Annotated in this window: 18 protein-coding genes; 11 read left to right on the top strand and 7 right to left on the bottom strand. The window is 71.2% G+C overall.

Features of this window, described 5'->3' with window-relative positions; all coding sequences use genetic code 11:
• Nucleotides 1–83: 83 nt before the first annotated feature.
• The 8 genes from rapZ to ABT048_RS12845 all read left to right on the top strand — a co-directional run bounded on the left by rapZ (nt 84) and on the right by ABT048_RS12845 (nt 7,395).
• Complete coding sequence (gene rapZ / locus ABT048_RS12880; protein ID WP_350521394.1) at nt 84–968, top strand: RNase adapter RapZ; 885 nt, start codon at nt 84–86, stop codon at nt 966–968.
• Between the two features lie 65 nt (nt 969–1,033).
• Nucleotides 1,034–2,131, top strand: a complete 1,098-nt coding sequence (locus tag ABT048_RS12875) for a gluconeogenesis factor YvcK family protein (protein WP_350521393.1) — start codon at nt 1,034–1,036, stop codon at nt 2,129–2,131.
• Nucleotides 2,122–3,102 carry a DNA-binding protein WhiA gene (gene whiA / locus ABT048_RS12870; protein WP_350521392.1) on the top strand — a complete coding sequence of 327 codons (981 nt, stop codon included), beginning with the start codon at nt 2,122–2,124 and terminating at the stop codon, nt 3,100–3,102. Before ABT048_RS12875 ends, whiA begins: the two co-directional genes overlap by 10 nt.
• A 313-nt stretch (nt 3,103–3,415) precedes the next feature.
• Complete coding sequence (gene gap / locus ABT048_RS12865) at nt 3,416–4,423, top strand: type I glyceraldehyde-3-phosphate dehydrogenase (RefSeq protein WP_350521391.1); 1,008 nt, start codon at nt 3,416–3,418, stop codon at nt 4,421–4,423.
• 151 nt (nt 4,424–4,574) lie between these two features.
• Complete coding sequence (locus ABT048_RS12860) at nt 4,575–5,786, top strand: phosphoglycerate kinase (RefSeq protein WP_350521390.1); 1,212 nt, start codon at nt 4,575–4,577, stop codon at nt 5,784–5,786.
• Between the two features lie 6 nt (nt 5,787–5,792).
• Nucleotides 5,793–6,578: a triose-phosphate isomerase gene (gene tpiA / locus ABT048_RS12855; protein ID WP_350521389.1), complete on the top strand. Its 786-nt coding sequence runs from the start codon at nt 5,793–5,795 to the stop codon at nt 6,576–6,578.
• Between the two features lie 87 nt (nt 6,579–6,665).
• Nucleotides 6,666–6,902, top strand: a complete 237-nt coding sequence (gene secG, locus ABT048_RS12850; RefSeq protein ID WP_350521388.1) for a preprotein translocase subunit SecG — start codon at nt 6,666–6,668, stop codon at nt 6,900–6,902.
• Nucleotides 6,903–7,107: 205 nt separating this feature from the next.
• The gene (locus ABT048_RS12845; protein ID WP_030238413.1) at nt 7,108–7,395 is read left to right on the top strand and encodes an RNA polymerase-binding protein RbpA; all 288 of its coding nucleotides are present in this window, start codon (nt 7,108–7,110) and stop codon (nt 7,393–7,395) included.
• A gap of 67 nt (nt 7,396–7,462) precedes the next feature.
• On the opposite strand, the gene pgl is transcribed toward ABT048_RS12845, so the two are convergent.
• From pgl to tkt, 5 genes are all read right to left on the bottom strand, one after another.
• Nucleotides 7,463–8,251, bottom strand: coding sequence for a 6-phosphogluconolactonase (pgl, locus tag ABT048_RS12840; protein ID WP_350521387.1), 789 nt, complete (start codon nt 8,249–8,251; stop codon nt 7,463–7,465).
• Nucleotides 8,248–9,345 (bottom strand): glucose-6-phosphate dehydrogenase assembly protein OpcA, encoded by a 1,098-nt coding sequence (gene opcA, locus ABT048_RS12835; RefSeq protein WP_350521386.1) that lies wholly within the window; start codon nt 9,343–9,345, stop codon nt 8,248–8,250. The genes pgl and opcA overlap by 4 nt, the downstream gene beginning before the upstream one ends.
• Nucleotides 9,342–10,898, bottom strand: a complete 1,557-nt coding sequence (gene zwf, locus ABT048_RS12830) for a glucose-6-phosphate dehydrogenase (RefSeq protein ID WP_350521385.1) — start codon at nt 10,896–10,898, stop codon at nt 9,342–9,344. Before zwf ends, opcA begins: the two co-directional genes overlap by 4 nt.
• Before the next feature lie 61 nt (nt 10,899–10,959).
• Nucleotides 10,960–12,102, bottom strand: a complete 1,143-nt coding sequence (tal, locus tag ABT048_RS12825; RefSeq protein WP_350521384.1) for a transaldolase — start codon at nt 12,100–12,102, stop codon at nt 10,960–10,962.
• 88 nt (nt 12,103–12,190) lie between these two features.
• Nucleotides 12,191–14,290: a transketolase gene (tkt, locus tag ABT048_RS12820; RefSeq protein WP_350521383.1), complete on the bottom strand. Its 2,100-nt coding sequence runs from the start codon at nt 14,288–14,290 to the stop codon at nt 12,191–12,193.
• A 461-nt stretch (nt 14,291–14,751) separates the two neighbouring features.
• Here tkt and ABT048_RS12815 point away from each other — a divergent pair, with 461 nt between their 5' ends.
• Nucleotides 14,752–15,699: a heme o synthase gene (locus ABT048_RS12815; RefSeq protein ID WP_350521382.1), complete on the top strand. Its 948-nt coding sequence runs from the start codon at nt 14,752–14,754 to the stop codon at nt 15,697–15,699.
• Nucleotides 15,700–15,772: 73 nt separating this feature from the next.
• Here ABT048_RS12815 and ABT048_RS12810 read toward each other — a convergent pair whose 3' ends face one another.
• Nucleotides 15,773–16,414 (bottom strand): DUF2461 domain-containing protein, encoded by a 642-nt coding sequence (locus ABT048_RS12810; RefSeq protein ID WP_350521381.1) that lies wholly within the window; start codon nt 16,412–16,414, stop codon nt 15,773–15,775.
• Nucleotides 16,415–16,486: 72 nt separating this feature from the next.
• On the opposite strand from ABT048_RS12810, the gene ABT048_RS12805 reads away from it, so the two are divergent.
• Complete coding sequence (locus ABT048_RS12805; protein WP_350521380.1) at nt 16,487–16,822, top strand: hypothetical protein; 336 nt, start codon at nt 16,487–16,489, stop codon at nt 16,820–16,822.
• A 97-nt stretch (nt 16,823–16,919) separates the two neighbouring features.
• Here the strand turns inward: ABT048_RS12805 and ABT048_RS12800 are convergent, their stop codons facing one another.
• Complete coding sequence (locus tag ABT048_RS12800; protein ID WP_502894001.1) at nt 16,920–17,933, bottom strand: COX15/CtaA family protein; 1,014 nt, start codon at nt 17,931–17,933, stop codon at nt 16,920–16,922.
• 486 nt (nt 17,934–18,419) lie between these two features.
• Here ABT048_RS12800 and ABT048_RS12795 point away from each other — a divergent pair, with 486 nt between their 5' ends.
• Nucleotides 18,420–19,109, top strand: a complete 690-nt coding sequence (locus ABT048_RS12795; RefSeq protein ID WP_350521379.1) for an LAETG motif-containing sortase-dependent surface protein — start codon at nt 18,420–18,422, stop codon at nt 19,107–19,109.
• The last annotated feature ends 134 nt before the right edge of the window (nt 19,110–19,243 follow it).

Genomic DNA, 19,243 nt, shown 5'->3' with positions numbered 1-19,243 from the left:
CCCGCCCGCCTGCCCGGGCCGGGGAAGGGCGGCCGTGCCGTGCGCGTTCTCCCCAGCAGAAAGACCGAGAGCGGGGAACCGAAGTGACCGTGTCAGACGTGGCCGAGAACGCGCCGGAGCTGGTGATCATCTCCGGCATGTCCGGAGCCGGCCGCTCCACCGCCGCCAAGTGCCTGGAGGACCTAGGCTGGTTCGTGGTGGACAACCTGCCGCCGGCCCTGATCCCGACCATGGTCGACCTGGGCGCCCGGTCCCAGGGCAACGTCGCCCGGATCGGCGTCGTCGTGGACGTCCGCGGCCGCCAGTTCTTCGACGACCTGCTCACCTCGCTGGACGAGCTGGAGAAGCGCGGCGTCCGGCTGCGGGTCGTCTTCCTGGACTCCTCCGACGACGCGCTGGTGCGCCGCTTCGAGAACGTCCGCCGCCCGCACCCGTTGCAGGGCGACGGCCGGATCGTGGACGGCATCGCCCAGGAGCGCGACCTGCTGCGCGACCTGCGCGGCGAGGCCGACCTGGTGATCGACACCTCGAACCTCAACGTGCACCAGCTGCGTGCCAAGCTGGACGCCCAGTTCGCCGACCACGACGAACCCGAGCTGCGCGCCACCGTGATGTCCTTCGGCTTCAAGTACGGCCTGCCGGTCGACGCCGACCTCGTGGTGGACTGCCGCTTCCTGCCGAACCCGCACTGGGTGCCCGAGCTGCGGGCCCGCACCGGCACCGATACGGACGTCGCCGACTACGTGTTCCGGCAGCCCGGAGCCAACGAGTTCCTGGACGGCTACACCGAGCTGTTGCGGATCGTGACCGAGGGCTACCGACGCGAGGGGAAGCGCTACATGACGCTTGCCGTAGGCTGCACCGGTGGCAAGCACCGCAGCGTCGCCATGTCCGAGCGTCTGACCAAGCGTCTCATCGCCGACGGAGTCGAGACGGTGCTCGTCCACCGTGACATGGGACGGGAGTAACCGCCGCCTTCCCTGCCGGGCCCCCGGCGGAGCCGGTGGCGGGGCCGAGGAACGCGAGGTGATGTGTGGCGGGATACGTGCCCGGGCGACAGACGCAGAGCAGGACCGGTGACCGGGCGGGCAGCCCGGCCCGGCCCCCGGCGCCGAGCCGTCCGCGCAGCAGTCCCGCCAGGGCCAATCCGGCCCCCCGGATCACCGCGCTGGGCGGCGGCCAGGGCCTGTCCGCCTCGCTGTCCGCGCTGCGCCGCCTGACCAGCGACCTCACCGCCGTGGTCACCGTCGCCGACGACGGCGGCTCCAGCGGACGGCTGCGCAGCGAGCTGGGGGTGCTGCCCCCGGGCGACCTGCGCAAGGCGCTGGCCGCGCTGTGCGGGGACGACGACTGGGGCCGCACCTGGTCCGAGGTGATCCAGCAGCGCTTCACCGGCAACGGCGAGCTCGGCGGCCACGCCGTCGGCAACCTGCTGATCGTCGCGCTGTGGGAGAAGCTGGGCGACCCGGTGGAGGCCCTGGACTGGGTCGGCCGGCTGCTCAACGTCCAGGGCCGGGTGCTGCCGATGTCGGCGGTGCCGCTGGACATCGAGGCGACCGTGCGCGGCCACGACCCGGCGCTGCCCGGCGAGGTGTCGGCGGTCCGGGGCCAGGCGAACGTCGCGGTCACCCCGGGCACCGTGCAGTCGATCCGGCTGCTCCCGGACGGGCCGCCCGCCGTCCCGGAGGCGGTCACCGCCGTCCGCGAGGCGGACTGGGTGGTGCTCGGCCCCGGCTCCTGGTTCACCAGCGTGCTGCCGCACCTGCTGGTGCCCGAGCTGGCCAAGGCGCTCACCGAGACCCGCGCCCGCCGCCTGCTCACCCTGAACCTCGCCCCCCAGCCCGGCGAGACCGAGGGCTTCACCCCGCAGCGCCACCTGGAGGTCATCGCCGACCACGCCCCGGAGCTCGCGGTGGATGCGATCCTGGTGGACGAGCGAGCCGTCACCGGCGGCGCCTTCGGCCAGGCGGACCTCGACGGACTGGAGAAGGCGGCCGAGCGGATGGGCGCCGCCCTGGTGCTCGGTTCGGTGGCCCGCACCGACGGCACGCCGCGACACGACCCCGAGCTGTTGGCGGCAGCGTACGACCGGATTTTCCGGACACATGGAAGGATCGGGCCATGGCGATGACTCCAGCGGTGAAGGACGAGATCAGCCGGCTCCCGGTCACCCGGGCCTGCTGTCGCAAGGCGGAGGTGTCGGCGATCCTGCGGTTCGCGGGCGGGCTGCACATCGTGAGCGGCCGCATCGTGATCGAGGCGGAGCTGGACACCGGGGCGGCGGCACGGCGGCTGCGCAAGGACCTCCTGGAGATCTTCGGGCACTCCTCCGACCTCGTCGTGATGGCCCCCGGCGGGCTGCGCCGCGGCAGCCGCTTCGTGGTCCGCGTGGTCAAGGACGGCGAGCTGCTCGCGCGCCAGACCGGGCTGGTCGACGGGCGCGGGCGTCCGATCCGCGGCCTGCCGCCGGCGGTCGTCTCCGGTGCCACCTGCGACGCCGAGGCGGCCTGGCGCGGGGCCTTCCTGGCGCACGGCTCGCTCACCGAGCCGGGCCGCTCCTCCTCGCTGGAGATCACCTGCCCCGGCTCCGAGGCGGCGCTGGCGCTGGTCGGCGCCGCCCGCCGGCTCGGCATCCCGGCCAAGGCCCGCGAGGTCCGCGGCGTGGACCGGGTGGTGATCCGCGACGGCGACGCGATCGGCGCGCTGCTGACCCGCCTCGGCGCGCACGAGTCGGTGCTCGCCTGGGAGGAGCGCCGGATGCGGCGCGAGGTGCGGGCCACCGCGAACCGGCTCGCCAACTTCGACGACGCCAACCTGCGCCGCTCGGCCCGCGCCGCGGTGGCGGCCGGCGCGCGGGTCGCCCGCGCGCTGGAGATCCTCGGCGAGGAGGTGCCCGAGCACCTGGCCGCGGCCGGCCAGCTGAGGATGCAGCACAAGCAGGCCTCGCTGGAGGAGCTGGGCGCACTCGCCGACCCGCCGCTGACCAAGGACGCGGTGGCCGGCCGGATCCGCCGCCTGCTGGCGATGGCGGACAAGCGCGCCTCCGAGCTCGGCCTGCCGAGCACCGAGGCCAGCCTGACCGACGAGATGGCGATGAACTGACGCCCGCGGTCCGTGATCACGACACGGCCGGCGCCCGGCTCCCCGGGTGCCGGCCTTCGTCGTTTCCGGGTCGTTTCCGGGTGCCCGCCGAACCCCCGAATTGGTAGAGACCACTGGCCCCGGGACCAACTGCCCGCCGGACCAAGGCCGGACGGCCCGGAACCGCCTTCGGGGCACGCCACGCCACGTCTCACGAGGTGGCGCGATGTGCCCCAAAAGGCCCCGGAGGGGTAGGGTCATAGGCGGTCGGGGACTTCCCAAATCTCACCCCCGTCGGGCTCCGGCCCGGCGTACCTAACGAGGAGATCGGTTCGTGACGATCCGGGTAGGCATCAACGGCTTCGGCCGCATCGGCCGCAACTTCTTCCGTGCGGTCAAGGCCCAGGGCGCGGACATCGAGATCGTCGGTGTCAACGACCTCACCGACACGAAGACCCTGGCTCACCTGCTCAAGTACGACACCACCCTGGGTACCCTCCAGGCCGAGGTCTCGCACACCGAGGACAGCATCACCGTCGACGGCCACACCTTCAAGGTGACCGCCGAGCGTGACCCGGCCAACCTGCCGTGGGCCGCCCTGGGCGCCGACATCGTCGTCGAGTCCACCGGCATCTTCACCAAGGCCGAGGCTGCGAAGAAGCACCTCGCCGCCGGCGCGAAGAAGGTCATCATCTCGGCGCCCGCGACCGACGAGGACGTCACCATCGTCCTGGGCGTCAACGACGACAAGTACGACGCGGCCAACCACCACGTCATCTCCAACGCCTCCTGCACCACCAACTGCGTGGCGCCGATGGCCAAGGTGCTGAACGAGGCCTTCGGCATCGTCAAGGGTCTGATGACCACCGTCCACGCGTTCACCAACGACCAGGTCACCCTGGACTTCCCGCACAAGGACCTGCGCCGTGCTCGTGCGGCGAGCCAGAACATCATCCCGACCTCGACCGGTGCCGCCAAGGCGACCGCCCTGGTCCTGCCGGAGCTGAAGGGCAAGCTGGACGGCACCTCGCTGCGCGTCCCGGTCCCGACCGGTTCCATCACGGACCTGGTCGTCACCCTGGAGCGCGAGGTCACCAAGGACGAGGTCAACGCGGCCTTCCAGAAGGCCGCGCAGGAGGGCCCGCTCAAGGGCATCCTGGCCTACACCGAGGACCCGATCGTCTCCTCGGACATCGTCAACGACCCGGCCTCCTGCATCTTCGACAGCCAGCTCACCATGGTCCAGGGCAACCAGGTCAAGGTGCTCGGCTGGTACGACAACGAGTGGGGCTACTCGAACCGCGTCGTCGACCTGGTCACCCTCGTCGGTGGCCAGCTCTGACGCGTGGGAGCTGACGTGATGTAGGGGCGAGGGCCCGGACGGCGCACCGTGCCGACCGGGCCCTCGCTCCGCGCTCAAGGACTTCTCAGGCGGCCCCTGCGCCGTGCCGCCTCTGCGCATCGACCATCTCCCCAGGAGCAACCGAATCCCCGTGAAGACCATCGAAGAGCTCATCGAAGCCGGTGCCGCAGGAAAGCGCGTGTTCGTGCGCGCCGACCTGAACGTCCCGCTGGACGGCGAGACGATCACCGACGACGGCCGGATCCGCGCCGTCGCCCCGACCATCGCCAAGCTGGCCGCCGCCGGCGCGAAGGTCGTCGTGGCCTCGCACCTCGGCCGTCCCAAGGGCGAGCCGGACCCGAAGTTCTCCCTCGCGCCCGCGGCCAAGCGGCTCGGCGAGATCCTCGGCAAGGACGTCGCCTTCGCCACCGACACCGTCGGCGACAGCGCCGCGGCCACCGTCGCCGCGCTGGCGGACGGCGAGGTCGCGCTGCTGGAGAACCTGCGCTTCAACGCCGGCGAGACCAGCAAGGACGACGCCGAGCGCGGCGCCTTCGCCGAGCAGCTGGCCGCCCTGGCCGACCTGTACGTCGGTGACGGCTTCGGCGCCGTGCACCGCAAGCACGCCTCGGTGTTCGACCTGCCGAAGCTCCTGCCGCACGCCGCCGGCGACCTGATCGCCACCGAGGTCGGCGTGCTGAAGAAGCTCACCGACGAGGTGCGGCGCCCGTACGTGGTGGTGCTCGGCGGCGCCAAGGTCTCCGACAAGCTCGGCGTGATCGACAACCTGCTGAAGAAGGCCGACCGGATCCTGATCGGCGGCGGCATGGCGTACACCTTCCTCAAGGCCAAGGGCCACGAGGTCGGCATCTCGCTGCTGCAGGCGGACCAGATCCCGGTCTGCCTGGAGTACCTGGCCGAGGCCGAGAAGCGGGGCGTCGAGTTCGTCCTGCCGGTCGACGTGCTGGTCTCCGCCGAGTTCCCGGACCTCAAGGGCAAGACCCCGGCGAACCCGGACCTCGTCGCCGCGGACGCGATCCCGGCCGACAAGGAGGGCCTGGACATCGGCCCGAAGACCCGCGAGCTGTACGCGGCCAAGCTGGCCGACGCCGGCACGGTGTTCTGGAACGGCCCGATGGGCGTCTTCGAGCACCCGGACTACGCGAACGGCACCAAGGCCGTCGCGCAGGGCCTGCTGGACAGCGACGCGTTCACCGTCGTCGGCGGCGGCGACTCCGCCGCGGCCGTCCGCATCCTGGGCTTCGACGAGAACGCCTTCGGACACATCTCGACCGGCGGCGGCGCCAGCCTCGAATACCTGGAGGGCAAGACCCTCCCCGGCCTCGCCGCTCTGGAGGACTGAAAGCACATGACCGACCGTCTCCCGCTCATGGCGGGCAACTGGAAGATGAACCTCAACCACCTTGAGGCCATCCAGCACACCCAGAAGCTGGCGTTCGCGCTGGCCGACAAGGACTACGAGGCCGTCGAGGTCGCCGTCCTGGTGCCGTTCACCGACCTGCGCTCGGTGCAGACCCTGGTCTTCGGCGACAAGCTGAAGATCAAGTACGGCTCGCAGGACATCTCGCAGCACGACGGCGGCGCCTACACCGGCGAGGTCTCCGGGCCGATGCTGGCCAAGCTCCAGTGCACCTACGCGGTGATCGGCCACTCGGAGCGCCGCCAGTACCACGGCGAGAACGAGGAGATCGTCAACGCCAAGGTGAAGGCCGCCTACCGCGCCGGGATCACCCCGATCCTGTGCATCGGCGAGCCGCTGGACATCCGCAAGGCCGGTACCCACGTCGAGTACACCCTGGCCCAGCTGGACGGCGGCCTGGCGGACGTCCCGGCCCACCAGGCCGAGACCGTCGTGGTCGCGTACGAGCCGGTCTGGGCGATCGGCACCGGCGAGGTGGCCACCCCGGAGGACGCGCAGGAGGTCTGCGCCGCCATCCGCAAGCGGATCGCCGAGCTGTACGACGCCGAGCTGGCCGGCAAGGTCCGCGTGCTGTACGGCGGTTCGGTCAAGTCGTCGAGCGCGGCCGGTCTGATGGCCAAGCCCGACATCGACGGCGGCCTGATCGGCGGTGCCTCGCTGGACGCCGACGAGTTCGTCAAGATCGTGCGCTACCGTGAGCAGGCAGTAGGCTAACGCCGCTGCAGCAACGTAGGCTTTGGGGTCGGACCGCCGTACGCGGCCCGGCCCCTTCGCCGAAGATACGAGAGAGTTGGTCCCGTCGTGGTTCTCGGGTTCTCGATTGCCCTGATCATCTTCAGCCTGCTGATGATCCTCCTGGTGCTGCTGCACAAGGGGAAGGGCGGCGGCCTGTCGGACATGTTCGGCGGTGGCGCGATGTCCACCGGCGGCGGCTCGGCGGTGGCCGAGCGCAACCTCGACCGCATCACCATCGTGGTCGGCCTGGGCTGGTTCGCCTCCATCATCGTCCTGGGCCTGGTGCTGAAGTACCAGAGCTGACACAAGCCTGACGCCCCGTCGCCCGAGCGCCTATCCTGGAGCGGTCGGGGGCGGAGGCGATGGTGGCGGATCCTTAACTCCTGCTTACACTAGGACGACTTTCGCCACCGACGCGCTCCGCGGCGGGTCGGCGCACCAGTACGCAGGGAGTCAGACCGTGGCAAGTGGCAATGCCATCCGTGGCAGCAGGGTTGGGGCCGGCCCGATGGGCGAGGCGGAGCGCGGCGAGTCCGCCCCGCGCAACCGGATCTCCTTCTGGTGCGCCAACAAGCACGAGACCCGGCCCAGCTTCGCCGCCGAAGCGGCGATCCCGGACACCTGGGACTGCCCGCGCTGCGGCTTCCCGGCCGGGCAGGACCAGCACAACCCGCCGGCTCCCTCGCGCAACGAGCCGTACAAGACCCACCTCGCCTACGTCCGTGAGCGGCGCACCGACGCCGACGGCGAGGCGATCCTGGCCGAGGCGCTGGCGAAGCTCCGCGGCGAGATCTGAGGCGACCGGAACGGCGAAGGGCGCCACCGTCATCGACGGTGGCGCCCTTCGCCGTTGCCTGCCGGCCCTACGCCGAGGCCGGCGGGTAGAGCTGCGGCGGGATCCGCTCGGCGGCGGCGCGGTCCAGCAGCATCAGGGTGCGGCTGCGACCGTACGCGCCGGAGGCGGGCGCCTGGATCTCGCCGGGGCCGGACAGGGCCAGCGCGACCGCGCCCGCCTTGTCCTCGCCGGCGGCCAGCAGCCAGACCTCACGGGCGGCCCGGATGGCCGGGAGGGTGAGCGAGATCCGGGTCGGCGGGGGCTTGGGGGCCCCGCGCACGCCGATCACGGTCAGCTCGGTCTCCCGCACGCCCGGGTGCTCGGGGAAGAGCGAGGCGACGTGGGTGTCCGGGCCGACGCCGAGCAGCAGCACGTCGAAGGCGGGGACGCCCAGCCGGTCGCCGGGCCCGGCCGCCTTCGCCAGCTCCTCCGCGTAGCGGGCGGCGGCGGCCTCCACGTCCGAGCCGTCCGGCCCGTCCGAGGCGGGCATCTCGTGCACCCGCGCCGGGTCGAGCGGGACGGCGTCCAGCAGCTCGGCCCGCGCCTGGACCGCGTTGCGGTCCGGGTCGGCGGCGGACACGAACCGCTCGTCGCCCCACCAGAGGTCCAGCCGGCCCCAGTCGACCGCGTCGCGCGCCGGGGAGGCGGCGATCGCGGCCAGCAGGGCGTTGCCGTTGCGACCACCGGTGAGCACCACCGAGGCGGTGCCGCGCGCGGCCTGGGCGTCCACGATCCGGGTGATCAGCCGGGCCGCGGCCGCCTGGGCCATCAGCTCCTTGTCCCGGTGGACGACCAGCTGCGGGGTCGCGTTGGTCATGCGCTTTCCTTGGTGGTGCGCTTGCCGGCGGCCTTCTTGGCGGGCTTCTTGTCCGACGCGTCGGACGTGATCCGCTCCGGGTTGGCCACCGTGTCCTCGGCGGCGTCCCCGGTGTCCCCGGCGGCCTCCCGGGCGACCAGCCCGGCCGCCGCGGTCTCGGCGTTGGCCGGCTCGCGCAGCCGCTCGACGGGCGTGCGCACGGCCGTCGCGTAGATGTCGTCCGGGTCCAGGCGGCGCAGCTCCTCGGCGATCAGCTCCGAGGTCTCGCGCCGCTTGAGCGCCACCTGGCGGTCCGGCGAGCCGGGCATGGAGAGCGTGCCCATCAGGCCGTCCGGGCGGTCCAGCGTGACGTCCCCGTCCGTGGTGCGCAGGTGCACCGCGGTGATGCCGGGGCCGCCGGTGACGACCCGCTCGACCGGCACGTGCAGCCGGTTGGTCAGCCACAGGCCGAGCAGCTCGACGCTGGGGTTGTAGGACTCGCCCTCGACCGCCGCGGAGATGATCGTGGACGGCCGCTGGTCCAGCGCGGCGGCCAGCATGGAGCGCCAGCCGGTGATCCGGGTCCAGGCCAGATCGGTGTCGCCCGGGGTGTAGCTCTGGGCCCGCTGGGCGAGCTGGCCGACCGGGGACTCGGCGGTGACGGCGTCGGTGATCCGGCGCTGGGCGAGCGAGCCCAGCGGGTCCTGGGCCGGGTGCAGCGGCGCGTTGTCCGGCCACCAGACCACGACCGGGGCGTCCGGCAGCAGCAGCGGCAGGACGACCGACTGGGCGTGCGCGGCGAGCTCGCCGTGCATGCGCAGGATGACGGTTTCGCCGGAGCCGGCGTCCGAGCCGACCAGGATCTCGGCGTCCAGGCGGGTCTCGGCGCGGGCCCGGGGCGAGCGCCCGGCGCGCTTGATCACCGCGAGGGTGCGCGAGGGGTGCTCGCGGGAGGCGTCGTTGGCGGCCTTGAGGGCGTCGTAGGCGCTGCCCTCGTCGGTCACGATCACCAGGGTGAGCACCATGCCGGCGGCCGTGGAGCCGCTGGCCCGGCGCGCCTCCATGAGCGCGGCGTTGATCTTGCTCGACGTCGTGTTGGTGAGGTCGATCTTCATGGCCGGCGCCAGCTCCTGCCGTCTCGTGCGAGCATCTCGTCCGCCTCGACGGGGCCCCAGGTCCCCGCCGCGTACTGGGCGGGCTTGCCGTGGGTGTCCCAGTACTTCTCGATCGGGTCGAGGATCTGCCAGGAGAGCTCGACCTCCTGGTGGCGCGGGAACAGGTTGGCGTCGCCGAGCAGCACGTCGAGGATGAGCCGCTCGTACGCCTCCGGGCTGGACTCGGTGAAGGACTCGCCGTAGGCGAAGTCCATCGTGACGTCACGGACCTCGAAGGAGGTGCCCGGCACCTTGGAGCCGAACCGCACCGTCACGCCCTCGTCCGGCTGGACCCGGATGACCAGGGCGTTCTGCCCCAGCTCCTCGGTCGCGTAGGAGTCGAACGGCAGGTACGGGGCGCGCTGGAAGACCACCGCGATCTCGGTGACCCGGCGGCCCAGGCGCTTGCCGGTGCGCAGGTAGAACGGGACGCCCGCCCAGCGGCGGTTGTTGATCTCCAGCTTGATGGCCGCGTAGGTGTCGGTCTTGGAGTCCGGGTTGATGCCGTCCTCGTCCAGATAGCCGACGACCTCCTCGCCGCCCTGCCAGCCGGAGGCGTACTGGCCGCGCACGGTGTGCCGGCCGAGGTCGGCCGGGAGCTTGACGGCGCTGAGCACCTTGAGCTTCTCGGCGACCAGTGCCTTCGGGTGGAAGGAGGCCGGCTCCTCGATGGCGGTGAGCGCCATCAGCTGGAGCAGGTGGTTCTGGATGACGTCACGGGCGGAGCCGATGCCGTCGTAGTAGCCGGCCCGGCCGCCGATGCCGATGTCCTCGGCCATGGTGATCTGCACGTGGTCGACGTACGACCGGTTCCAGATCGGCTCGAACATCTGGTTGGCGAAGCGCAGCGCCAGGATGTTCTGGACCGTCTCCTTGCCCAGGTAGTGGTCGATCCGGAAGACCTCGTCCCGGGGGAAGACCTCGTGGACGACCTTGTTGAGCTCCTGCGCGCTCTCCAGGTCGTGGCCGAAGGGCTTCTCGATGACGGCGCGGCGCCAGGAGCCCTGCGGCGGGTCGGCCAGACCGTGCTTCTTGAGCTGCTGGACGACCGTCGGGAAGAACTTCGGCGGGACGGACAGGTAGAAGGCGAAGTTGCCGCCGGTGCCCTGGGCCTTGTCCAGCTCCTCGATGGTCGCGCGGAGCTTGTCGAAGGCGTCGTCGTCGTCGAAGGTGCCGTGCACGAAGCGCATGCCCTTGGCGAGCTGCTGCCAGACCTCCTCCCGGAACGGGGTGCGGGCGTGGTCCCGGACGGCGTCGTGCACCTCCTTCGCGAAGTCCTCGTCGTCCCACTCGCGGCGGGCGAAGCCGACGAGGGAGAAGCCCGGCGGAAGCAGACCGCGGTTGGCCAGGTCGTAGATGGCCGGCATCAGCTTCTTGCGGGACAGGTCGCCGGTGACCCCGAAGATGACCAGACCCGACGGCCCCGCGATGCGCGGGAGCCGTCGGTCCGAGGGGTCACGAAGCGGGTTGACGGGGGTGGGCGGGAGGTCGTCCGCGTCCGAATCCGAAGTCAACTCAGGGAAATCAGTGCTCACTTGATGGGCTCCGCTTTCGTGCGCTGGCTGTGAGCAGGGGTCACTTCTCGTCGGCGAAGGAGGCGAGCGAGGCGGTGACGGTGTCGAGCAGCTCGTTCCAGGACTGCTCGAACTTCTCGACGCCCTCGTCCTCCAGGACCTGGACCACGTCGTCGTAGTCCACGCCGGCCGCGGCGATCGCGTCCAGCACGGCCTTGGCGTCGGCGTAGTTGGGGACGATGGTGTTGCCGGTGATCACGCCGTGGTCGCCGGTGGCGTCCAGGGTGGCCTCGGGCATGGTGTTGACGGTGCCGGGGGCGACCAGCTCGGTGACGTACAGGGTGTCCGGCAGGGCCGGGTCCTTGACACCGGTGGAGGCCCACAGCGGGCGCTGCGGCTTGGCGCCGGCGGCCTCCAGGGCCTTCCAGCGCGCGTTGCCGGCGGTCTTGCCGTCGACGCTGCCGAAGACCTCCTCGTACGCCTGGTAGGCGAGGCGGGCGTTGGCCAGGGCGGCCTTGGAGCGCAGGTCCTTGGCGTCGCCGCCGATCTTGTCCAGGCGCTTGTCGATCTCGGTGTCCACGCGGGACACGAAGAAGGAGGCGACCGACTCGATCTGGGAGAGGTCCAGGCCCTTGGCCTTGGCGGACTCCAGGCCGGTCAGGTAGGCGTCGATGACGGCCTTGTAGCGCTCCAGCGAGAAGATCAGCGTGACGTTGACGCTGATGCCCCGGCCGATGACCTCGCTGATCGCGGGCAGGCCGGCCTTGGTGGCGGGGATCTTGATGAAGACGTTCGGGCGGTCGACCAGCCACCACAGCTGCTTGGCCTCGGCCACGGTGGGGGCGGTCTCGTGCGCCAGGCGCGGGTCGACCTCGATGGAGACCCGGCCGTCGCGGCCGTTGGAGGCGTCGTAGACCGGGCGCAGCACGTCGGCCGCGTCGCGCACGTCGGAGGTGGTGATCATGCGGATCGCCTCGTCGGTGGTGACCTTGCGGACGGCGAGGTCGCGCAGCTGACCGTCGTAGGAGTCGTCGCCGCTGCCGGCGATCGCCTTCTGGAAGATGGTCGGGTTGGTGGTGACGCCCACCACGTGCTTGTTCTGCACCAGTTCGGCCAGGTTGCCGGAGTTGAGCCGCTTGCGGCTGAGGTCGTCCAGCCAGATCGCAACGCCTTCGTCGCTGAGGCGCTTCAGTGCGTCAGTCATGGTGCTTCAGTCCCTTGCTTCTTCTGCTTCGTGGGGTAGGCGGAGGGGGCCGCGTACTCGCGTGCGGGCGGGTACGCGGCCCTGGCGGCTAGCGGTTGACGGCTTCGAGGGAGCGCAGGGCGTTGTGGGCCTCGGCCACCACGCGCTCGGCGGTGATGCCGAACTCCTCGAAGAGCACCTTGTAGTCGGCGGAGGCGCCGAAGTGCTCCAGCGAGACGATGCGGCCGTGGTCGCCGACCAGCTCGCGCCAGCCCTGGGCGATGCCGGCCTCGACCGACACCCGGGCCTTGACCGACGGCGGCAGCACGCTGTCGCGGTAGGCCTGGTCCTGCTCCTGGAACCACTCGAAGGACGGCATGGAGACCACGCGGGTCGCGATGCCCTCGGCCTCCAGCACCTCGCGGGCCTTGACGGCCAGCTGGACCTCGGAGCCGGTGCCGAGCAGGATCAGCTGCGGGTCGCCGGTGGAGGCCTCGGCCAGGATGTAGCCGCCCTTGGCGGTGCCCTCGGCGGAGCCGAAGACCTCGCGGTCGAAGGTCGGGACGCCCTGGCGGGTGAGGGCCAGGCCGACCGGGCCCGGGTGGCTGGTCTGGCGCTCGACGACGGTGCGCCAGGCGACGGCGGTCTCGTTGGCGTCGGCCGGGCGGACCATGGCCAGGCCCGGGATGGCGCGCAGCGAGGCCAGGTGCTCGACCGGCTGGTGGGTCGGGCCGTCCTCGCCGAGGCCGATCGAGTCGTGCGTCCAGACGTAGGTGACCGGCAGCTTCATCAGCGCGGCCAGGCGGACGGCGGGGCGCATGTAGTCGGCGAAGACCAGGAAGGTGCCGCCGTACACACGGGTCCTGCCGTGCAGGGCGATGCCGTTCATGGTCGAGCCCATGGCGTGCTCGCGGATGCCGAAGTGGATCGTGCGGCCGTACGGGCTCGCCGACTTCAGCGGGTTGCCCTCGGGGAGGAAGGAGCTGTCCTCGTCGATGGTGGTGAGGTTGGACTCGGCGAGGTCGGCCGAGCCGCCCCACAGCTCCGGGATCACCGCGCCGATCGCCTTGAGGGTGTCGCCGGAGGCCTTGCGGGTGGCGACGTCCTTGCCGGCCGGGAAGGACGGGACGGCCTTCTTCCAGCCCTCGGGCAGCTCGCCGGCCTGGATGCGGTCGAACTCGGCGGCGCGGTCCGCGTCCGCGGCGCGCCAGGCGTCGAAGGACAGCTGCCACTGGTCGCGGGCGGCCTTGCCGCGCTTGATGACCAGGCGGGCGTGCTCGATGACCTGGTCGCTGACCTCGAAGGTCTTCTCCGGGTCGAAGCCCAGGACCTTCTTGGTGGCGGCGATCTCGGCGGCGCCGAGCGCGGAGCCGTGCGCCTTGGCGGTGTTCTGCGCGTCCGGGGCGGGCCAGGCGATGATCGTGCGCATCGCGATGAACGACGGGCGGGAGGTCTCGGCCTTGGCCGCGGCCAGCGCGTCGGCCAGGGCGGCCACGTCGATGTCGCCGTTGGACTTCGGGGTCACCCGCTGGACGTGCCAGCCGTACGCCTCGTAGCGCTTGAGGACGTCCTCGGAGAAGGCGGTCTCGGTGTCGCCCTCGATCGAGATGTGGTTGTCGTCGTAGAGCGCGACCAGGTTGCCCAGCTTCTGGTGGCCGGCCAGCGAGGAGGCCTCGGCGGAGATGCCCTCCTCCAGGTCGCCGTCGGAGACGATGGCCCAGATGGTGTGGTCGAAGGGGGATTCGCCGGCCGGGGCCTGCGGGTCGAAGAGGCCGCGCTCGTAGCGGGCGGCCATCGCCATGCCGACCGCGTTGGCGATGCCCTGGCCCAGCGGGCCGGTGGTGGTCTCGACGCCGGCCGTGTGGCCGTGCTCCGGGTGACCGGGGGTGCGGCTGCCGGCGACGCGGAAGGCCTTGAGGTCGTCCAGCTCCAGGCCGTAGCCCGAGAGGTACAGCTGGGTGTAGAGCGTCAGGCTGGTGTGCCCGGGGGAGAGGACGAAGCGGTCGCGGCCGACCCAGGACGGGTCGGTCGGGTCGTGGCGCAGGAAGCGCTGGAAGATCAGGTACGCGGCCGGGGCCAGCGACATGGCCGTCCCGGGGTGCCCGTTGCCGACCTTCTGGACAGCGTCCATGGCGAGGACTCGCGCGGTGTCAACCGTGCGCTCGTCCAGATCGGTCCACTCGAATGCGTTCGTCGGCGCAGTGCTCACCCTGTCTCAGGGCTCCTTCCATTGAAGAGTGACCCCGTGAATGGGGACCGGGTCGGCCACGGCGCTGTGGTCCCGACGCTGGGTGGTGCCGGTCACGGAGGGTAGATCCCGCTTCTGCGTGCGAGCCTACCGTCCGGGCCGGGGCTCACCCTCCGTGCTGAGACAACCGGGATTTCCGCATGGTGATTCCCACTAGGCCCGTATGACTGCTTTTGTCCCAGACTCTCCTGTTTCGTGACGGCCCGCCGCCGGGGTGGTCAGGACGGGGTAGCGGGGGCCGCCGGAGACGGTTCGTGGCTTCACCCAGTCGGTTCACCCGGGGGTGTGCGGTTCGGCCTCGCCGGGGACCCCGGAGCCGGATGGGATATATGGAGCGTCTATGGTGTCGTGGTACGCGCAGAGCGGACGATTCGGGACCCTTCGTTCCTGTGGACGCCTGCGAGGATTCATCTTCAGTTGGGGTGTTAGTGACCGCCGTCGAAACCCGTCCCGCCGGGGTCACCGGGGCGACGCCTGCGCACCGGCCGATCGGGGCCCGTGTCGGCGCGTTCGTCGCACTGACCAAGCCCCGGATCATCGAGCTGCTGCTGATGAGCACCGTGCCGGTGATGTTCCTGGCCCAGCAGGGCGTGCCGAACATGCTGCTGGTCCTGAAGGTCGTCGTCGGCGGCTACCTCTCGGCGGGCGGCGCCAACGCCCTCAACATGTACATCGACCGCGACATCGACGCGATGATGTCCCGCACCGAGCGCCGGCCGATCGTCACCGGGATGGTGTCGCCGCGCGAGGCGCTGGTGTTCGGCATCGCGCTCGCGGTCCTCTCCACCGCGGTGCTCGGCTGGGGCGTCAACTGGCTCTCCGCCGGACTGGCGCTGGGCGCGCTGCTGTTCTACGTGTTCGTCTACACGCTCGGGCTGAAGCGGCGCACCTCGCAGAACATCGTCTGGGGCGGCATCGCCGGCTGCATGCCGGTGCTGATCGGCTGGTCCTCGGTGACCGACTCGGTGTCGTGGGTGGCGGTGGCGCTGTTCCTGGTGGTGTTCTTCTGGACCCCGCCGCACACCTGGGTGCTGTCGATGAAGGTCCGCGACGACTACCTGCGCGCGGGCGTGCCGATGCTGCCGGTCGTCAAGGGCAACGTGGCGGTCGGCAAGCAGGTGGTCGCCTACTCCTGGGTGATGGTCGCGACCTCGCTGGCGGTGTGGCCGCTGGGGCACATGAGCTGGCTGTACCCCGTCGCAGCGGTGCTGCTCGGCGGCTTCTGGCTGCGCGAGGCGCACGCGCTGTACGGGCGGGCCAAGGCCGGGGTGGTGGGCGCCAAGCTGAAGGAGATGCGGCTGTTCCACTGGTCGATCACCTACCTGTCGCTGCTGTTCGTGGTGTGCGCGATCGACCCGTTCGTGAAGTAGACGTCGTGCGGAAGAGCCCCGGTCCTCCTCGGACCGGGGCTCTTCCGTTTCCGGCTCTTCCGTTTCCGGTGCGTCAGCGGGGCGGCAGCTCGGAGGGGCCGACGTGGCCGTCCAGCCAGTCCCGCAGCGGCAGGGAGGCCTGCAGGAAGGCGGTGATCCGGGTGTAGGCGGTGCGGGTGCCCAGCCACTTCGCGGGCTCCCACTCCTGCCAGGCCACCAGGCCCTTGTGGCGCAGCAGCTCGATCCGGGGGTGGTCCTTGGGGTAGCCGCGCGGGGCCGACTTGAGGGAGTCCCGGCCGAACACCTTCGGGCCGTCCTTCTCCACCCGGGCGATCACCCGTTCCAGCTCGGCGCCGGTGACGTCCTCCGCGACGGCGGCGCGGTAGCGCTCCAGCTGGTCCGGGGCGAGCTGGTACATGCCGTTGCCGCAGGCCAGGCCGTCGGCGGAGAGCTGGATGTAGCCGCCGCTCTCCAGGTGCGCGCCGATGTGCGTCTTGTACGGGGACTTGTCGGCGCTGAAGCGGATGTCGCGGTTCGGGCGGAAGATCTTCCCCTGTCCGAACTCCGGCTCCAGGTCGGAGAGCAGCTGCTCCATCGGGGCCCGTACGGCGTCCTCGTACTGCTCCTTGTGGGCCTGCCAGAAGGTCTTCGAGTTGTCGGCCTCCAGGTGCTCGTAGAAGTCGAGCGCCTCGGAGGGCCAGCCTTTGAACGTCACGTCTCCAGTATGTGTCCCGGTGCACAGGGCGCTCCCGTCGCCAGGGCGTGTACCGGTGGGTAGCATGCGGGCATGAGCAGCGCAGAGACCGCCACCGCCGCGCCGGACGCCCGCACCGAGCGCCGCGCCAAGCGCATCGCCAAGAACCTGACCAGCTTCGCCAAGCAGCACGGCGGCAGCGCCGACGCGGTCGTCGAGTACGTCGGCGCCGTGGCCACCCGGATCGTCGTGGTCGGCGCGGACGGCGCCTGGGGCGACCAGGTGGCCCCCAGCTACGCCGTCGGCCGCCGGGCCGCGGAGCTGGCCGGGCTGACCCTGCACGACGACTTCGAGGGCGAGCTGGGCCTCAAGGTCAAGACCGGCCCGTACGAGTGGAAGCGGATGGCCGGCATCCAGCTCGGCGGCTGACGCCCCGCTCGGACGACGCGAAGGCCCGGTTCCCCCCGTGCGGGGGAACCGGGCCTTCGCGCTGTCCGGTGCCGTTCCGGTGTCGTACCCGGCGCCCTCAGGCGGCCGCGGTCTGCGGGGTCCGGTCGGCCGGCTGCCCGGCGGCGGCCTCGTCCTCGCGGGTGCGCAGGGCGAGCGGGATGCGCAGCGCGGCGATCCAGGTCAGCGTGGCCAGGAACATGTGCAGGCCGACCATCAGCTCCGGGGCGTCGGTGAAGTACTGGACGAAGCCGAGCACGCCCTGGAGCAGCAGGACCGCGAGCAGTTCCTTGGCGCGGGCGCGGGCGGGCTGCGGGGCCTTGATCGCGGCGAAGACGAAGATCGCCGCGATGGTCAGGCCGACCGAGACGAAGGCGAAGTCGGCGTGGAACTGGGCGAGACGGTCGTAGTCGATCGGGATCCGCGGGACGATCTTGTTGTCCTTGGGGGTGCCCGGGTGGTGGCCGGCGCCGGTCACCAGGGTGCCGGCCGCGACCAGCAGGCCGACCACCGTGACCAGGACGTAGGAGAGCTGCTGGATCGGGCGGGCCACCGACAGCTTCGGCGGGCCGTCGCCCTCCTTGCTGCGCTCCCACATCAGCAGGGCGACCCAGACCAGGGCCATCGCGGCGATCATGTGCAGCGCGACGGTGTACGGGTTGAGGCCGGTCAGCACGGTGATGCCGCCGAGCACGGCGTTGCTCATCACCAGCCAGAACTGCACCCAGCCGAGCCTGGTCAGGCTGCGCCGCCAGGGCGTGGCCGTCCCCCCGGCCGAAGGCCGGCGGTGGCAGCGGGCGGCCAGGATCGCCCATCCGACGGCGGCGCTCAGCACGTAGGTGAGCATCCGGTTGGTGAACTCGACGATGCCGTGGAAGCCCATCTCGGCGGTGGGCGTCAGGCTCTCGTCGGTGCAGCGGGGCCAGGTCGTACAGCCGAGGCCGGAGGCGGTGAGCCGGACGGCGCCGCCGGTGACGACGATCACCACGCTCATCACCAGCGCGGCGAACGCGGCGCGCCGGACCATCGCGGCGGAGGGCTGCCAGCGCTCGGCGAGCAGGGAGAAGGGGGTGGTCTTAAGCACGACGTCCATGGTAGGTGGCTTTATGGGCGATCTTGGGGCGGGGCGCCCCGCCGCGTCCGGGGCGTGGAGGGACTGTTCGGACAGAACGTGCTGCCGCCGGCGATCGGCGGTGCCGTGGTGATCGCCGCCGGTGGCGCGATCGTGGTGGTTGCCCGACGCAAGGCCAAGAGGGCCTGATAAGGCAGGAAAAGTCCGAATGTTCGTCGGTTGATTGAAGCGGCACCCCCAGTGGTTGAACCCGATCACCGGTGGCGCCGTTCTGTCTGGAAGGTGACGAAGTTCATTCAAGTCTGCCGAATCCGCGTTCCGCGAGGTGGCGACTGTGATGGGCTGGTCATGCACATCGAAGACCGGACGGACAGGCGAAATCCGGTCGTACGGCGGGGTGTGGCGGGAAGCGGGAGTGCCGGTAGAGTCCCCCGGACAGTCGTAGCGGGCCACCGCGAACCATTCAACACGCCTGCTGCACAAGACCATTCGGAGGGGAACAGCGTAATGGCGCGACAGCAGCGGCACATCGGGATCGGCGCGGCGGCACTGGCCGGCACGGCGGCGGCCGGATTTCTACTGCCCCTGGCGCTGGCCACCAACGCCTCGGCGCACGTGCCGAGTTGGTCGGTGACCTGCGACAAGATCGTGATCGATCTGATCAACTACAGCCCCAAGGCCGACGTGAAGAACACCGTCAGCCTCACCATCGACGGCGACAAGGTCCTGGACAACAAGGCCTTCCCCGCCGAGTTCCACGGCACCTTCCCGGTGAAGGACCACACCGCCCCGATCAAGGCGAACCTGGTGGTCACCACCTCGGAGAACCCGAACGAGAAGGGGTGGAACATCAACGAGACCAAGACGATCGAGCCGTGCCACACCCCGACTCCGACCCCCACCCCCACCAAGACCCCCACCCCCACGCCGACGCCCACCGTGACGTCGACGAAGACCCCCACGCCGACGCCGACGCCCACCGTGACGTCGACCGCGACGCCGACCGTGACCCCGTCGGCCACCCCGACCCCGAGCACGACGCCCTCCTCGGCGCCCACCAGCAGCGGCCCGGTGCTCGCCCAGACCGGTAGCAACGACGCGACCCCGATGATCGCGGCGGCCGGCGGCGGCGTGCTGCTGGTCGGTGGCGCGCTCGTCGTGATCGCCCGCAAGCGTCGTGGCGGCAGCCAGGGCTGACGCACCGCGCCTGCGACACGGCAACGCCCCCCGGCCTCATCCGGCCGGGGGGCTTCCGCCCGGTGGCACTGGCGCCGTTCCCGTTCCCGACCGTGGTGGTCTCCTCGACCGACGACCCGTGGGTCTCCCCCGAC

This window comes from Kitasatospora sp. NPDC096140 (assembly GCF_040303045.1).
GTDB lineage: Bacteria > Actinomycetota > Actinomycetes > Streptomycetales > Streptomycetaceae > Kitasatospora.
The sequence above is the reverse complement of the archived record's forward strand: the minus strand, read 5'-3'. Positions and strand labels throughout refer to the sequence as shown.

Bases quoted from the DNA above. Each gene is read 5' to 3' on its own strand.
- whiA (WP_350521392.1), top strand. From the start codon at position 2,122: ATGGCGATGACTCCAGCGGTGAAGGACGAGATCAGCCGGCTCCCGGTC.
- tpiA (WP_350521389.1), top strand. From the start codon at position 5,793: ATGACCGACCGTCTCCCGCTCATGGCGGGCAACTGGAAGATGAACCTC.
- ABT048_RS12845 (WP_030238413.1), top strand. From the start codon at position 7,108: ATGGGCGAGGCGGAGCGCGGCGAGTCCGCCCCGCGCAACCGGATCTCC.
- pgl (WP_350521387.1), bottom strand. From the start codon at position 8,251: ATGACCAACGCGACCCCGCAGCTGGTCGTCCACCGGGACAAGGAGCTG.
- opcA (WP_350521386.1), bottom strand. From the start codon at position 9,345: ATGAAGATCGACCTCACCAACACGACGTCGAGCAAGATCAACGCCGCG.
- tal (WP_350521384.1), bottom strand. From the start codon at position 12,102: ATGACTGACGCACTGAAGCGCCTCAGCGACGAAGGCGTTGCGATCTGG.
- ABT048_RS12805 (WP_350521380.1), top strand. From the start codon at position 16,487: ATGAGCAGCGCAGAGACCGCCACCGCCGCGCCGGACGCCCGCACCGAG.
- ABT048_RS12800 (WP_502894001.1), bottom strand. From the start codon at position 17,933: ATGGACGTCGTGCTTAAGACCACCCCCTTCTCCCTGCTCGCCGAGCGC.
- ABT048_RS12795 (WP_350521379.1), top strand. From the start codon at position 18,420: ATGGCGCGACAGCAGCGGCACATCGGGATCGGCGCGGCGGCACTGGCC.